This is a genomic window from Chitinimonas lacunae (assembly GCF_042650885.1).
GTDB lineage: Bacteria > Pseudomonadota > Gammaproteobacteria > Burkholderiales > Chitinimonadaceae > Chitinimonas_A > Chitinimonas_A lacunae.
This window is the reverse complement of the sequence record NZ_JBHSBU010000001.1, coordinates 4520980-4535324: the sequence shown is the minus strand read 5'-3', so window position 1 is coordinate 4535324 and position 14345 is coordinate 4520980. Positions and strand designations below refer to the sequence as shown.

15 protein-coding genes are annotated in these 14345 nt (G+C 62.1%); 6 read left to right on the top strand and 9 right to left on the bottom strand.

The annotated features are described in order from the left end of the window. Positions 1-77: 77 nt before the first annotated feature. Entirely contained in the window at positions 78-656 is a 579-nt protein-coding gene (locus tag ACFOW7_RS19430) for an HD domain-containing protein (RefSeq protein WP_378167537.1), read from the bottom strand. Positions 657-829: 173 nt separating this feature from the next. Continuing rightward, the gene (locus ACFOW7_RS19425) at positions 830-2221 is read right to left on the bottom strand and encodes an FAD-binding oxidoreductase (protein WP_378167535.1); all 1392 of its coding nucleotides are present in this window, start codon (positions 2219-2221) and stop codon (positions 830-832) included. Between the two features lie 160 nt (positions 2222-2381). Here ACFOW7_RS19425 and ACFOW7_RS19420 point away from each other — a divergent pair, with 160 nt between their 5' ends. Then, a complete protein-coding gene (locus ACFOW7_RS19420) occupies positions 2382-2636 on the top strand; it encodes a hypothetical protein (protein ID WP_378167533.1) in 255 nt (84 codons plus the stop codon). A gap of 108 nt (positions 2637-2744) precedes the next feature. Here the strand turns inward: ACFOW7_RS19420 and ACFOW7_RS19415 are convergent, their stop codons facing one another. Beyond that, positions 2745-3470, bottom strand: coding sequence for a substrate-binding periplasmic protein (locus tag ACFOW7_RS19415; RefSeq protein ID WP_378167531.1), 726 nt, complete (start codon positions 3468-3470; stop codon positions 2745-2747). A 384-nt stretch (positions 3471-3854) separates the two neighbouring features. Here ACFOW7_RS19415 and ACFOW7_RS19410 point away from each other — a divergent pair, with 384 nt between their 5' ends. Next, a complete protein-coding gene (locus ACFOW7_RS19410; RefSeq protein WP_378167529.1) occupies positions 3855-5351 on the top strand; it encodes an endonuclease/exonuclease/phosphatase family protein in 1497 nt (498 codons plus the stop codon). A gap of 214 nt (positions 5352-5565) precedes the next feature. On the opposite strand, the gene ACFOW7_RS19405 is transcribed toward ACFOW7_RS19410, so the two are convergent. The 5 genes from ACFOW7_RS19405 to fnr all read right to left on the bottom strand — a co-directional run bounded on the left by ACFOW7_RS19405 (position 5566) and on the right by fnr (position 9655). Then, positions 5566-6093, bottom strand: a complete 528-nt coding sequence (locus tag ACFOW7_RS19405) for a GNAT family N-acetyltransferase (RefSeq protein WP_378167527.1) — start codon at positions 6091-6093, stop codon at positions 5566-5568. A 55-nt stretch (positions 6094-6148) separates the two neighbouring features. Next, the gene (locus tag ACFOW7_RS19400) at positions 6149-6400 is read right to left on the bottom strand and encodes a FeoC-like transcriptional regulator (RefSeq protein WP_378167525.1); all 252 of its coding nucleotides are present in this window, start codon (positions 6398-6400) and stop codon (positions 6149-6151) included. A gap of 461 nt (positions 6401-6861) precedes the next feature. Next, a complete protein-coding gene (locus ACFOW7_RS19395) occupies positions 6862-8169 on the bottom strand; it encodes a replication-associated recombination protein A (RefSeq protein ID WP_378167523.1) in 1308 nt (435 codons plus the stop codon). 26 nt (positions 8170-8195) lie between these two features. Next, positions 8196-8819: an outer membrane lipoprotein chaperone LolA gene (gene lolA / locus ACFOW7_RS19390; protein WP_378167521.1), complete on the bottom strand. Its 624-nt coding sequence runs from the start codon at positions 8817-8819 to the stop codon at positions 8196-8198. A gap of 65 nt (positions 8820-8884) precedes the next feature. Continuing rightward, positions 8885-9655 carry a fumarate/nitrate reduction transcriptional regulator Fnr gene (gene fnr / locus ACFOW7_RS19385; RefSeq protein ID WP_378167519.1) on the bottom strand — a complete coding sequence of 257 codons (771 nt, stop codon included), beginning with the start codon at positions 9653-9655 and terminating at the stop codon, positions 8885-8887. A gap of 86 nt (positions 9656-9741) precedes the next feature. Here fnr and hemN point away from each other — a divergent pair, with 86 nt between their 5' ends. The 4 genes from hemN to ACFOW7_RS19365 all read left to right on the top strand — a co-directional run bounded on the left by hemN (position 9742) and on the right by ACFOW7_RS19365 (position 13001). Next, complete coding sequence (gene hemN / locus ACFOW7_RS19380; RefSeq protein ID WP_378167517.1) at positions 9742-11145, top strand: oxygen-independent coproporphyrinogen III oxidase; 1404 nt, start codon at positions 9742-9744, stop codon at positions 11143-11145. Between the two features lie 184 nt (positions 11146-11329). After that, entirely contained in the window at positions 11330-12019 is a 690-nt protein-coding gene (locus ACFOW7_RS19375) for a sulfite exporter TauE/SafE family protein (RefSeq protein ID WP_378167515.1), read from the top strand. Next, entirely contained in the window at positions 12016-12486 is a 471-nt protein-coding gene (locus ACFOW7_RS19370) for a DUF7931 domain-containing protein (RefSeq protein ID WP_378167513.1), read from the top strand. The genes ACFOW7_RS19375 and ACFOW7_RS19370 overlap by 4 nt, the downstream gene beginning before the upstream one ends. Positions 12487-12734: 248 nt before the next feature. Further along, a complete protein-coding gene (locus tag ACFOW7_RS19365) occupies positions 12735-13001 on the top strand; it encodes a hypothetical protein (RefSeq protein WP_378167511.1) in 267 nt (88 codons plus the stop codon). A 218-nt stretch (positions 13002-13219) separates the two neighbouring features. Here the strand turns inward: ACFOW7_RS19365 and ACFOW7_RS19360 are convergent, their stop codons facing one another. Continuing rightward, complete coding sequence (locus ACFOW7_RS19360; protein ID WP_378167509.1) at positions 13220-14305, bottom strand: TRAP transporter substrate-binding protein; 1086 nt, start codon at positions 14303-14305, stop codon at positions 13220-13222. Positions 14306-14345 lie beyond the last annotated feature (40 nt).

Here is a 14345-nt window from a genome sequence, read left to right as displayed (position 1 = left end):
CGCTGCTCCTTTTTCATGGGCCGGTCGCGCCTTTCCGGACAACTCGACGTCAGCCTGTCCGGACCTCCGGCAATGCCTTAAGCGCCGAACCAGCCCTGTTGCCGGGCATGTTCGAGACGAGGGACCAGATAGTCCCACAGTGCCGGACAGCCGGCCTGAATCGGTGGGCCGACCCGTTCCACCACCCGGGCGTGGCTGATGCCGCATTCGCGCCAGCTCTGCCCCTGATTGGCCAGATTGAGCAATACCGGCATTGCCCGGTCAGCGGCATGGGCAAAACGCGCCTCGGCCGTCTCCCCCTGTTCAAACTCCAGCCACAGCCCCAGCAGACGCTCAGCCTGGGCCGGCGGCAGCTTGCCGAAAATGCGGTTGACGGCGGCCAGCTCGGCCGCTTTGCGGTCGGCCAGCCCCTCTTCGATATACACGCTGGTGTCGCCGGTATCGATCTCGCCGATGTCGTGCACCAGCAGCATGGCTACCACGCGGTCAATATCGATGGGTTCAGCGGCATAGGCAAGCAGCGAAGTCGCCAGCATGGCGAGCTGCCAGCTATGCTCGGCCGAGTTCTCGTAACGGTCGAGCCCGAGCGGGCGGTTCTTGCGCGTGACGCCCTTGAGTTTGTCCAGCTCCAGAATAAATTCGACGATCCGCTCCATGACCCGACCCCATTGCCAAAGAACGCGATTCTAACAAGACGACTGTCGCAGTTCGGGAGAAACTGCTGAGAGGAACAGCGTTATATTTGCATAATATTTTCTGAAAATATTTTTATCCGCCATATATCCAGCAATGATTTTTCCTTTTTATTTAATATTTCGCCATCCCCCGATTACAGCAACACCCCCGGATTCATCAGTCCATCGGGATCAAAACAGGCTTTGATCTGCCGCATCAAGCCTCGCTCGACCGGATCGAGCCAGCGATCGGCCTGTTCGCGCCGCAAGCGGCCGATGCCATGTTCGGCTGAAATATCGCCGCCGCAGGCGCGGGTCAGCTCGAATACCAGCTCATTGGCGTGTGCTTCGAGTGCGTCGAAGCGGTCCACCGCCTCACGGGGCAGGGATAGATTGAAATGCAGATTGCCATCGCCGATATGGCCAAACACCACGGGCTGGGCCTCGGGCAGCGCGGTGGCGAGTCGGGCGCAAGCCAGTGCCACGAACTCGGCCAGCCGGTCGAGCGGCAGCGAAATATCGTGCTTGATCGAGGGGCCGGCGCGACGCTGGGCGTCCGGAATCGCTTCACGCAAGGTCCACAGTGCCTCGGCCTGAGCCAGGCTGCTCGCCAGCACCGCCTCAGTCCACCCACCGGCCGTCAGTAACTCGCCCAAGCGCTCCTCCAGCACCGCATCCGTCTCGCCGCCACTGACTTCGAGCAAGGCGGCCCAAGGCGGTGGCGGATCGAACGGTCGCACGCAATCTGGCCGTTGCATGGCCGTCTGGCAGAGTGCCGCGGCACCGATCAGCTCGAAGGCGCTCAGCACTTCGCCCAACTGTGCCTTGGCGGCCTGGAACAGCTTGAGGACGGCGGACAGGTCATCGAGCGCCACCAGCGCCGTCGCCCTGCCCTGTGGCCGGGGCCACAGCCGCAGCGTGGCGGCGGTGATAAAGCCCAGCGTGCCTTCCGCGCCGATCAGCCATTGCTTGAGGTCGTAGCCGACATTGCGTTTTCGCAGTGGATGAAGGCCATGGTAGAGGCGGCCATCGGGCAGCACCGCTTCGATGCCCAGACACAGCTCGCGTGCATTGCCATAGCGCAGCACCTGAAGGCCACCGGCGTTGGTGCTCAGCAGCCCGCCCAGCCGGGCCGAGCCCGACGAGCCGAGCCAGAGCGGAAACAGGCGGTCGTGCTGGCTCGCGGCGTCATGGAGGTGATCGAGGATGCAACCGGCTTCGGCGGTCATGGTGTAGCCGACCGGATCGATATGGCGTATCCGGTCGAGCCGGTCGCAAGCAAGGACGATCGAGCGCCCCTCGTAAGGCGGCGTCGCGCCCCCGACCAGCCCGGTATTGCCGGCCTGCGGCACCACCGCCACCCGATGGTGCCGGCACACCGCCAGCACCGCAGCCGCTTCCTCGGCGCTTGCCGGCAGCACCAGCGCCTGGGCAGCGCCTTGATAGCGCTGGCGCTGATCGAGCAGACGCGGCGCCAGCGAGTCGGGATCGGTACGAACAGCAACGGCCGGCAGAACGGCGCGGAGATCGGCAAGGAAGTCGGTCACGGCAGTGGTCGAACAGGGAAAAGCGCGACGATAGTGCGATTGATCGAGACTGGCAATTCACGGCAGAGGCCGGCAGCGCCGCCAAGTTGGGATAGAATGCGGCCCCGCTTCTCAGTCCAAGTGCCCTCCCAGGCGCCTACCGGCGCCGCCTCTTTCGCATATGAACAACGATATTCAAATCGGCGACCGGGTAACGCTGCTGGGCTTGCCCGACTGGCTGCTCCACGACCTGCCCAAAAGCGAGCAGCTCGAACTGCGCGGTTTTATCGGCCACACCACCGTGGTGGTCGATATCGACCTCTGTGGCTACTTCTGGCTTGGTTTTGCTGAGTCCCGCGAGACGGCCGACAGTCTCCGCTACAGCGGCCCTTCCTTCTGCGTGCCGCGCGAGTCGATCAGCCGCCGGGCCGATTAGTGCTTTTCTGTTTAGACCAGCGTCGCTGGCCACTCAGGTTGATCAGCCTGAACCTGCAGCGCAGTGTCCGGACCCGCTGACGCCGGTTTGCCCAGCCATGCGCTGGCTTCAGGGTTCGTATTGGTAGTGGGTCATGATCCGGTCGTATGTTCCATCCTTCTTGATCGCTTCAAGCGCTGCCGCCCATTTGGCGACTTCGGCCGGCTCAAGCCCCAGCGAACCGGCCAGATGGATCTTGAAGGTCTGCAACACGGCGCCGCGTCGTACCCTATCCTGGCTGATCCCAGTCTTGTGCAGAGCTGATGTCACGGCATTGACCGATGACAGCCATACCTCCATGCGGCCGACGAGCAATTTGCGGGCGTTGACTTCCTCATTGACCGCCTCTTCGACTTTGGTAAAACCCGCTTCTTCTGCCAGTTTCACCCCGGCCGAGGAGCGCATGACTCCCACCGACAGATTGCGGGCGGCTGCGACGTTGGAAATATCGGCCTTGGCATCGTCCCTGGCCAGCAGCAGGAATCGTTCATCCCAGAGATGGGTGATCCAGGTATAGCTCGCTTCCCGGCTGGGTGTGCGCGCGATCGGCACAATCAGCACATTGGGCACATGCTTGGCGGTCTCAAGCGCCCGCGCCAAGGGCACCACCTCGATCTTGCCCGAGTGACCGACCCGCTTGGCCATCTCCCGCACCAGATCACAGGCCGCCCCCTTGGCCACGCCGTCTTCGCTATAGGCGAACGGCGTGATATCGGCCGCTAGAATCCGCACCTCTGCCCAGCTCGATACCGCCAGCAAAGCAGGCAGCAGAACCCGCCATCTCAACGACTTCATCTGCTCAGCCCTCGTCGTGACATTTTTTACATATAGCCGACGGGCGGTTGTCGTCCCGGCAAGAAGGCAGCCATTTGTCAGTTGCTGCTGAGCGTTGCTGCTTGGAATCGGGCTTTCATCGATACCGGACCGTTGAGGCTGGAAGCATCAAGAAACACTTTAAAAAATTTTCACTCTCGGAAATTATCAGCCGCTCATCTAGAGATCTATTTTCCTGTTTTTTTATTTTTTCTCCCCTCCCAAGATCGGCCCATCAACCACCACAACGCTGCGCAGACCTGAGTCCCAAGACGCATTCTCCTGCTGCTGCAATATTCCCCACCTAGGATAAGACCTGTCGAACCGGTCCAAACCGGCCCTTATCTCATCCTGAGGAGGATTGTCATGCACTTCACCCGTTCCGTCGTGCTGGCCGCCACCATGGCGGTGTCTGCTGCCGTGCTGGCGGCAGAGCAGACTATCGATGTGCTGAGTTTCAATATCTGGCATTCGGACACCGGCGGCGCTGCGGCGCGGGCCAATATCGTCGAGGTGATCCGGCGCTCGCAGGCCAGCGTGGTCGGCTTGCAGGAACTCAATCGTGCAGCCGATGGCGAGGCGATCCGGCAAGCGCTCGGGCCGGGCTGGTATTTCCATCACAGCAGCGATCTGGGCTTTCTGAGCCGCTACCCGATCAGCGCAGTCTCGCCGCAACGTCTTGGCGTGCGGCTCGATGTGGCGGGACAGCCGCTCTGGGTCTTCAATGCCCATCTGGCCCATGCGCCTTATGGGCCTTATCAATTGGCGGGCATTGCATATTTTGGCGGTCCGCTGCGTGACCCGCGCACCAGCGCCGGCGTCAATGCCGTGGTCGCCGACCAGCAGGCCCGGGTCCGCGAAGCACAGAACTACCTGGAAGATATGCGTCGCAGCGGGGCGCTCGGCGATAGCTCGACCGTTTTGCTGGGCGACTTCAACGAGCCATCCCATCTCGACTGGAGCGCGCGCGCCGCTCAGGCGGGTCTGCAACGTGCGGTCGTTCCCTGGCCGACTTCAAGGACATTTGTCGAGGCAGGCTTTCTCGACAGCTACCGGACCGTCTTCCCGGACGAAGTTGCCCAGCCCGGTCCAACCTGGTCGCCGCTGTATGGGCCCAGCTACCGCGATACCCACTACCCTGCCGGTGTGACTGAGCCACAGGACCGGATCGACCTGATCTATCACCGTGGCACCCGGCTCAGCGCGCTCGATGCCGGGCTGGTCGGACCGTCTGGCGATGCACTGGCACGTATCGCCTATGGACAGGGAATCGGTTACGGCCAGGCCGGACAGTTTCCCTCCGACCACCGGGGCGTCTGGGTGCGGCTACGGCTGCGCGACCCGGTAAGCACCCGGCTCGACTTTGCCGGCCTACCGCACAATCCGGGCAACGACAGCGCGCTCAATCAAGGCTATGGCGACCGGGCGGCTGCAACCCCAGCCGTGACGGTGCGCTTTCAGGCCTATGGCGGTGCCTATTGGGACAGCTACGACAGCAGCCGGGGCAGCGCCATCGTTGATAGCAACTGGGCAGGCGGAGTGGCCCAGTTGCAAAGCGGCGGTTCCGGCAGCTACCACGATTTCGTGCTGACACCCGACGCCGGCACCAGTGTGGTACTGGAGCGCTTTCGCCTGCTCGACTACCAATATTGGGCTGGCGGCCATAGCGTGGGCTGGTGGGTGCTCGATGCGTCGGGCACGACCCTGGCCTCGGGAACCGCCACGGTGCCTACCGATGGCACGGTCATGGTGGAAACAGGGTTAAGTGCGGCAAGACAAGGTGAAATTACCCTACGCCTGGCGCAATTGAGCGGCGATGGCTCGGATCTGGCGATTGACGATATCGAGTTCAGACAGCGCTGAGCCGACCTAGCCGGGGCGTCCGACCCATGAAAAACGGACACATCGTGTCGATGTGTCCGCTAGCGCATTTCCATTTAGATCGGAATCGCCGCCAAGCCTGATGAAGTGCCAGGCGCCTGCGCTTTGAGGGCCGGACACGCTGACTCCGAATTGGCGGGAAATGCGCCAGCTGTCCGAACACCACGGAACATCACCATTCCCGCAAATGCAGACTTCACCGATCAGAGCGGGCAGGTTCGGCCAGCACCAAGCGGTAGCAGCCTGTCCGGTCGGGCTGTTCGACAAATCCCAATCGCTGCAGCAAACGGCACGAGGCTTCGTTGCCTGCATCGACTTCGGCCCCGACCGCTTGCAGAGCAAGCGCCTGAGCGCCCCAGCGCAGCAGCCGCGCCACCGCTTCCGACATCAGGCCGCGTCGCCACAGATCGCGCCGCAGCAGATACCCCAGCTCGGCCTCGCGCCGGTCGGCTGAGAAACTATGCAGGGAACAGGTGCCGATCGGCCCGACCTCGGGCAACACCACGGCAAATTCGTAGTAGTCGCCGCTCGCGTAACCGCGCTCGACGCTGGCAAGAAAACAGGCCATCAGGCCAGGGGAGGTGAAGACCGGGTCGCTGGCGAACGCCATGACCTCAGGATCGGAATAGAGCCGGTATAGCGCCGGCAGATCGTCGGATACGATCCGACGCAGCAGCAGACGATCGGTGCGAAGCAGGAAGCGGTCGGGATCGAGGGCAGACAAGAGAGGATGGAAGAATGGCGTAATGCCGGCACTCTGCCCTCGGCGCTCACCTCGGTCAACCGGGTGGGCGCTGCTCCGGGCGCCATTGGCCGTCTTCCCACTCAACCCAGCGCACATCGCCGCACAAGGTGCCGCAACCACGGCTACGCGCCGATTTGGCGGTGGTCAGCCGGGCGCGACCACGGGCGATCCACGGTTGCAGCAGCAACAAGGCGCCGTCCATGGTGGTGCCAATCAAGCGGGCGACTTCAGACAGCGGCAAGCGACGCTCGCGCTCCAGGGTATTACGGACTTTGTTCAGTATCATCTTCCACGACTCCTGTAGAAATTATCGCGATTCAGTAGTTGAACTCGCTACGCCAGCGAAGTTCAGCAAAAAATATTGTTGCAATGACATATCAAAAACCAATAGCAAAGACAGCGAGTGCTCGAACCTGTCCCGGTCGATGCCACCCGCCTGTTGCCCGAAACCGGGCCAATGGCCGCCACAGCCTGTGGTCGGGCTGGCGCATCAGTGCGCCAGACCACCTTTTCCTGCCGATTACCGCTTATTCAACGGATGCGTCCTCTCCCGATGACCCGGCTGCCCAGGCATCGCGGATGGGGAACGGAGAAGGAACGCGGGGAAATCCCGCCTGACGACGGTCGCCGCAGCCGGTCGAACCGGCACGTCTGGGGAAACACTGTTTTTTCAAAACAAATCAAGACTTAGCGTCCGATCCCGGCGAAGACCGGCGCGATTATTTCCAATGATTGGGGAAAATACTACTAGGGCTTACCCGCAGCCTGATCAAGCTCACGCAGATGGGCGAGCTTCTCGGCAATTCGGATCTCCAGGCCACGCGCGACCGGACGATACCACGTCGGCTCGGCCATGCCTTGCGGCAGGTAATTTTCACCAGCCACATAGCCCTCGGGTTCGTCATGGGCATAACGGTATTCGCGGCCATAACCAAGCTCCTTCATCAGCCTGGTCGGCGCATTGCGCAGATGGACGGGCACCTCGCGCGACTTGTCCTGCCGCACGAAGGCCATCGCCTCCTTGAAGGCCAGATAGCCCGCATTGCTCTTGGGCGCCACGGCCAGATAGATCACCGCCTGCGCCAGGGCCAATTCGCCTTCGGGCGAACCCAGCCGCTCGTAGGTGGCGGCGGCATCGTTGGCGATCTGGAGCGCCTTGGGGTCGGCCAGCCCCACATCCTCCCAGGCCATCCGCACGATCCGACGCGAGAGATAGGCGGCATCGGCGCCGCCGTCGAGCATCCGGCACAGCCAATACAGCGCGGCGTCCGGATGTGAACCGCGTACCGATTTATGCAAGGCCGAAATCTGGTCGTAGAACTGATCACCGCCCTTGTCGAAGCGTCGGGCATTGAGCGCCAGGGCGCCGCGCAGAAAGGCGGCATCGATCTGGCGCAGGCCCGAGGAGCCGGCCGCCGTATCGACCTGCTCAAGCAGATTCAGCAAACGGCGGGCGTCGCCATCGGCATAGGCGACCAGCATATCCACCGCCTCGGGCGTGAAGTCGAGCTGGGCCAGTGTCAGTCTGTGCGCCCGGGCAAACAGCTCGCGCAGTTCCGCCTCGTCGAGCGCGCGCAGCACATAGACCTGGGCCCGCGACAACAGTGCCGAATTGACCTCGAACGACGGGTTCTCGGTGGTCGCACCGATGAACGTCACCAGCCCCGATTCGACAAACGGCAACAGCGCATCCTGCTGCGATTTGTTGAAGCGGTGGATTTCATCGACAAACAGAATGGTCGGGCGACCTTGTGCCAGATGCAGCTCCGCCTGCTCCATCGCCGCCCGGATATCCTTGACGCCCGACAGCACCGCCGACAGGGCAATGAATTCGCAACCAAAGGCGCTGGCAGTCAGCCGGGCCAGCGTGGTCTTGCCCACGCCAGGTGGCCCCCACAGGATCATCGAATGCGGCCGGCCCGCGTCGAACGCCAGCCGCAAAGGCTTGCCCGGTCCGAGCAGATGGCGCTGGCCGATCACCTCATCGAGCCGGGTCGGCCGCAACGCTTCGGCCAGCGGTGCACGGGGGGAATGCGAAAACAGATCGGCAGTCATGGCGGCCCGGCGCGAACGCCGCTCCTCTACTGCTGGTCGGCCGACACCACATCGGCGTCGGGCGGCGGGGCGAAATTGAACTGGGTGGGATCGAGCCGGGGATTGCGCACCACCTTGTCGAAGCGGATACGGGTGGTCTGGCCGAAATTGTCGTTCAGCTCCATCTGCACCAGTTGGTTATCGCGAAAGCCCATCCGCACTTTTTCAAAGGTGTTGTCGCGCGAACGCGGACTCGCTTCGACCCATTCCAACCCATCACGGCCCGCCTGCTCGCTCAGGCGATAGGCACGCTCGAGGTCGTTGCTGCCGGCCAGCAGCGCTGCCGGACTCGAACCGAGTGCCTGATCGAGCCGCTTGACCGTGACCTGGTTGAGGTCGGGGTCGTAGATCCAGACCTTCTTGCCATCGCCCACCACCCGCTGGTCGTAGGGCTGCTGATAGCGCCAGTTGAATTTGCCCGGCCGCTGGATCGCCACCACGCCGCTGGCCGTCTGCGGCTTCTTGCCGCCCGGTTGGCTCACCGTCTGGCTGAATTCGGCCTGGAAGGCCTGGGTGGTATCGACAAAGACCTTGAGCTGAGCCAGACCGCCCGCCTGGGCTGCGGCACCAGCCAGCAACAATAGGGCGGCGCGTAAAGCAACTTTTTGCATGTTTTTTTCCACAAGAAAAACATTGCAAGACTAAGTCTTGCATCTGTCTTTTTGGAATTGGCAGATTATTGACCTTGCAAGCTGGCGCAACCGCCCAGCAGGTTTTTGAGTCCGACCGGGTCGAGCAGTTCGACATACTTGTTCTGTACCTTGAGCAAGCCGTCTGCCTGGAACTTGGAAAAAGCCCGGCTGACCGTTTCGAGCTTGAGGCCAAGATAGCTGCCGATCTCCTCGCGGGTCATGCGCAGATGGAAACCGGTGGAGGAAAAGCCGCGCGCGGCAAGCCGCTGCGACAGATTGAGCAGGAATACCGCCAAGCGCTCCTCGGCCCGCATATTGCCAAGCAGCAGCATCACGCCTTGGTCGCGCACGATTTCTCGGCTCATCAATTTATAGAAATGGCGGGTCAGGGCGGGAATATCGCGAGCCAGGCTTTCGAGCCGGGCAAACGGCAGCTCGCAGACTTCGCAGTCTTCCAGCGCCACGGCATCGCAGCCGTGACGCTCGACACCGATCGCATCGAGCCCGATCAGCTCGCCTGACATATGAAAGCCTGTGACCTGCTCACGGCCGTCTTCGGCGCTGACACAGGTCTTGAAGAAACCGGTGCGTACCGCATAGATCGAGCGGAACGAGTCGCCGGCACGAAATAGGGTCGCGCCGCGTTTGACGGGAATACGTTGGTGGATGGTGCGGTCGAGGGCGTCCATTTCCTCGGCCGTCAGGCCAAGCGGGAGACACAGTTCACGCAGACTGCAATTGGAGCACACGGCCTTGAGCTGCGGTAAGGCGAAGACTTCTTTGATTTCCTGTACCGGTCTTGGCTGCGACGGCATCGGTAGCCCCTTGCGCTTGATCGAGGTCAAAGTGGGAATTTTGCCCGCTATTTACACTACGAACAACCTAACCCCGGTATCGCGCCATGGCCATCTCCGCTTTCCCTCTGCCGCAAGATGTAGCCTTCGATGCCGAGCTGGTTCGGCGCTATGGCGGGGCTGGGCCGCGTTACAGTTCCTACCCGAGCATTGATCGCCTCAATGAATCCTTCGATGCAGACAGCTATGCCCAGGCTCTGGCCAGCCGTCGTCTCGGTTGGGTGAGACCGCTCAGTCTGTATGTCCATCTGCCCTTCTGTTCGAGCGACTGCTACTTCTGTGCCTGCAACAAGGTCGTCACCACCGACCACTCGCGCGCCGACCTCTATCTCGACCATCTGGCGCTGGAAATCTCCCAGCAGGCCCACCTGCTCGACCAGCACAGCACGATAGACCAGCTTCATCTGGGTGGCGGCACGCCCAATTTCTTTGCGCCGCACCAGCTCAAGCGGCTGATGCAGATGCTGGAGCGCCATTTCAACCGTCAGCCCGATAGTGAATGCTCGATCGAGATCGATCCGCGCGGACTCGCGCCCGATACCCTGGCCCAGTTGGCCGTGCTGGGCTTCAACCGGATCAGCCTGGGCGTGCAGGACCTCGACCAATCGGTACAGCAAGCCATCAACCGGGTGCAGTCGGCCGAACAGACCGAAGCGGCGATCATGGCAGGTCGGCGCTTTGGCTTTCTGTCGATCAATATCGACCTGATCTACGGCCTGCCACGCCAGTGTGCCAAGGGCTTTGCCACCACCCTGGCCACGGTGCGGCGCTGGCGTCCCGACCGGATTGCACTGTACGACTATGCCCATCTGCCCGAACGCTTCAAGCCGCAACGCCTGATCAACCCGACCGAGCTGCCGCCGCCGGCGCTGCGGTTCGAACTATTGCAGGAAGCGGTCAGCACCCTGCTCGAAGCCGGCTATCTCTACCTTGGCATGGATCATTTCGCCCTGCCTGACGATGAACTGGCGGTAGCGCTGCGCCAAGGTCGCTTGCAGCGCAATTTCCAGGGCTATTCCACCCATGCCGACAGCGATCTGATCGGCCTGGGCGTCTCGGCCATCAGCAAGATCGGCCCGCATTACAGCCAGAACCAGCGCGAACTCAACGAATATTACGATACCCTGCGCCGGGGCCACCTGCCGATCGCCCGTGGCCTGACGCTCAATGCTGACGATCTGGTGCGGCGGGCGGTGATCCAGGCGCTGCTATGCCAGTCTGAACTGGCATTTGAACCGATCGAGACCGCCTATCTGATCGACTTCCGCCACTACTTCGCGCGTGAATGGCCACGGCTCGAACAACTCGCCACCGATGGCCTGATCGAGCTGGAAACCGACGGCATCGTTATCACGCCGCGCGGCCGCCTGCTGGCACGGGCAGTCGCCTTGACCTTTGACCGCTATCTGAGCGAGGCACGCGATATGGCGCGGTTCTCGCGCATTATCTAGCGGCCTGGTTCTCAACCGCCCCACTGCGACAGATGAAAGCGATGTAGAGGCTTCTCGCCCTTCTGTCAGACAGAGGTGGCCTGAGCACTTCCCTCCCGCCTGGCCTCAGCCGATACCATCGCGCCGTCTCCTCCGACCAGCCCAGTAGGATGACGCCCCAGGGGGGCTTTGCTAAGCTCTCTCGATGTTCGATTCCTCATTTCTAGCCAATCTGGCTGGCTGGTGGTTGGCCGGTTTGATGGGCGGCGTGCATTGCCTTGGCATGTGCGGCGGTTTGAGCGCTGCCATCGCCTTGCAACTGCCGGCGGACCGGCCGCGCTGGCCCTTGTTGCTGACCACCCAGCTTGGCCGCATCGGCAGCTACTGCCTGATCGGTGCCTTGATGGGCGGCGTGGCCGGTGTCATTGCCTGGCTGCCCTATGCAGTCTGGGTCCAGCATGGGCTGTATCTGGTCTCCTTGCTGCTGATGATGGCGCTGGGACTGTATCTCGGTGGCTGGGCGGCATGGCTGACCCGGATCGAGCGGCTGGGCGGCGGCTTATGGCGTCATCTGCAACCGCGTCTACAGCGGCTGTTGCCGATTCGCGGTCCAGGTGGCGCACTCGCTGCCGGTGCACTATGGGGCTGGCTGCCCTGCGGACTGGTCTACACCGCCGCACTGGGCGCGCTCGCAGCGGGTTCAGCGGAACGCGGTGCCGCCACTATGCTGGCTTTCGGGCTGGGCACCCTGCCCAATCTGCTGGCCATGGGACTGGCGGCCGAGCGCCTGGGCCGTTGGCGCCAGCATGGCCGGGTGCGCCAGATCATGGGAGGTCTGCTATTCGTTTGGGCCGCTTGGGAACTGTTACGCTGGCTCAGCAACCAAGCACGATGACCACCCGTCCCTTCGACACCCTGGAGCAATACCGCGTCGAGATCCAGTTCGCGCTACAGCAGGCTGCCCGCCGCGTCGACTGGTTCGATATCGATCTGTCAGCCGCCGGCGCCGCCGAGCGCGCCAGTGCCGATGCCCTGAAACGGATGCTGGCCGGTTCGCGGCTCGCCAGAGTCCGCCTGCTGTTGCATGACGACAACTATTTTCATCGCCACTGTCCCCGGCTCGCTTCGCTCCTGGCGGTGTATGGCCATGCGTTTGAAGTCCGGCTGATCGACGACAGCCACAAGACCGAACGGGAAAACTGGTTGCTGGCCGATGGCCTGCTGGTGCGGCGCTACCACGCCGACGCCATGCGGGGCGAAGCGACCAGCGAGGGCCGCACCATTGCTGGCTGCCGTCAGCGCTTCGAGTCGATGTGGGAAATTGCCGTACCGCCCAGTGAGGGGCGACGGCTGTTTATCTGACAATTTCCTTTCATCGCGCCAACCCTGGGTTTTTCTGGACAAATACAGCAAAAAACCCATCAAAAACAACAAATTAGCATCAAACCCCGATGCGAGCCCCTGCACGCCCTATTCCCAGCCGCCAAAAAGCTGTTAGAATCTTCTAGTCGGTCGTCTTTGATGCGTCAAAGGTTTAATTTAAAGCCCTCGATCAACGGTCGATTGCTTTGCGTACTTGTGTTCTGAACTATCACTGTCAAAGGTAAAAAATGAAACAATCTCTGCTCGTTGCTGCCCTGCTGGCCGTTGCCCTGACCGCTTGCTCCAAGAACGAACCCGCTCCGGAAGCCACCCCGGCCCCGGCTCCGACCGAAGCTCCGGCTGCCCCGGCTGCTCCGGCTGACGCTGCTGCCCCCGCCGCTGCCCCGGCTGCTCCGGCTGACGCCGCCGCTCCGGCTGCTGCCCCGGCCGCTCCGGCTGACGCTGCCGCTCCGGCTGCCCCGGCTCCGGCCCCGGCTGAAGCTCCGAAGCAGTAATTCGCTTCTTAGCGCCGTGCAGAAAGAACCGACCTACGGGTCGGTTTTTTCTTGCCTGCGCGCGGCGGAAACGAAAAACCCGCGTCCGATCAAGGCGCGGGTTCTGCATCAGGGCGGATGATCCGCCTGGATTTCTGTTTATTTAGTTTTTAACTCCATCTATCCTCCCCTATAGCACCCTCTTGGCTTGTTATTTTTCATTGCCAGTGCTTGCCTGACTATTTGACCTTATTGCTGTACATGAAGCTCTCAAGCTGGGTTTCCGCCAGATTGAACCAGGCGTGCTCAAGCGAGCGGAATTTCTTCCACTCGGTGTAGATCTTCTTGAAGGCCGGATTCTTGGCCGCCTCTTCCTCATAAATCGCAAACGCTGCCGTCTGGCCAGCCTTGAGCAGATCGGTCGGATAGCGCAGCAACTTCACCTGATTTTGCAGCAGCTTGGCCAGGGCCAGCGGATTCTTGGCATCGTACTCGGCCTGCATGGTGATATTGGCTTCGGCCGCCGCCGCCTCGAAAGCCGCCTGGAAATGCTTGGGCAGCTTGGCCCACTCGGCGGCATTGACCAGGAAGGACAGTTGCGGACCCGGTTCCCAGAAGCCCGGGTAGTAATAGTGCTTGGCCACCTTATAAAAGCCGAGCTTCTCGTCGTCGTAGGGACCCACCCACTCCGCCGCATCGATCGTGCCCTTTTCCAGCGCCGGATAGATATCGCCACCAGCCAGCGTCTGCGGCACGGCACCGAGTCGTGCCCACACTTCGCCACCGATGCCGGGAATGCGCATCTTGAGGCCCTTGACATCGGCGAGCGACTTCACCTCCTTGCGGAACCAACCGCCCATCTGTGCCCCGGTATTGCCGCCGGGGAAGTTGATCACATTGAATTCACGGTAGAAATCACGCATCAGCTGCATGCCGCCGCCGAAATACATCCAGGCTGCCTGCTGGCGCGAGGTCAGACCGAAAGGCAGCGCGGCATCGAAGGCAAATGCCTTGTTCTTGCCGACATAGTAGTAGCCCGCCGTGTGACAGAGCTGCACCGTCCCCTGCTGCACGGCGTCGAGCGCCTGCAGACCCGGTACGATTTCCCCGGCAGCATAGACCTTGATCTGGAACTTGCCCTCGGTAATGTCGGACACCCGCTTGGCCAGGGTTTCCCCTGCGCCATAGATGGTATCGAGACTCTTGGGGAAGCTGGAGGTCAGGCGCCATTGCACCGTGGGTTCAGCCGCAATGGCCGGGGCCGCTACGCTGGCGGCAACGATACCGGCACCGCCGGCTCCCTTCAGAAAATTCCGTCTTTCCACGCTCTACTCTCCTTCTTTTCGGGGGTTGTGGCGCCGGCGG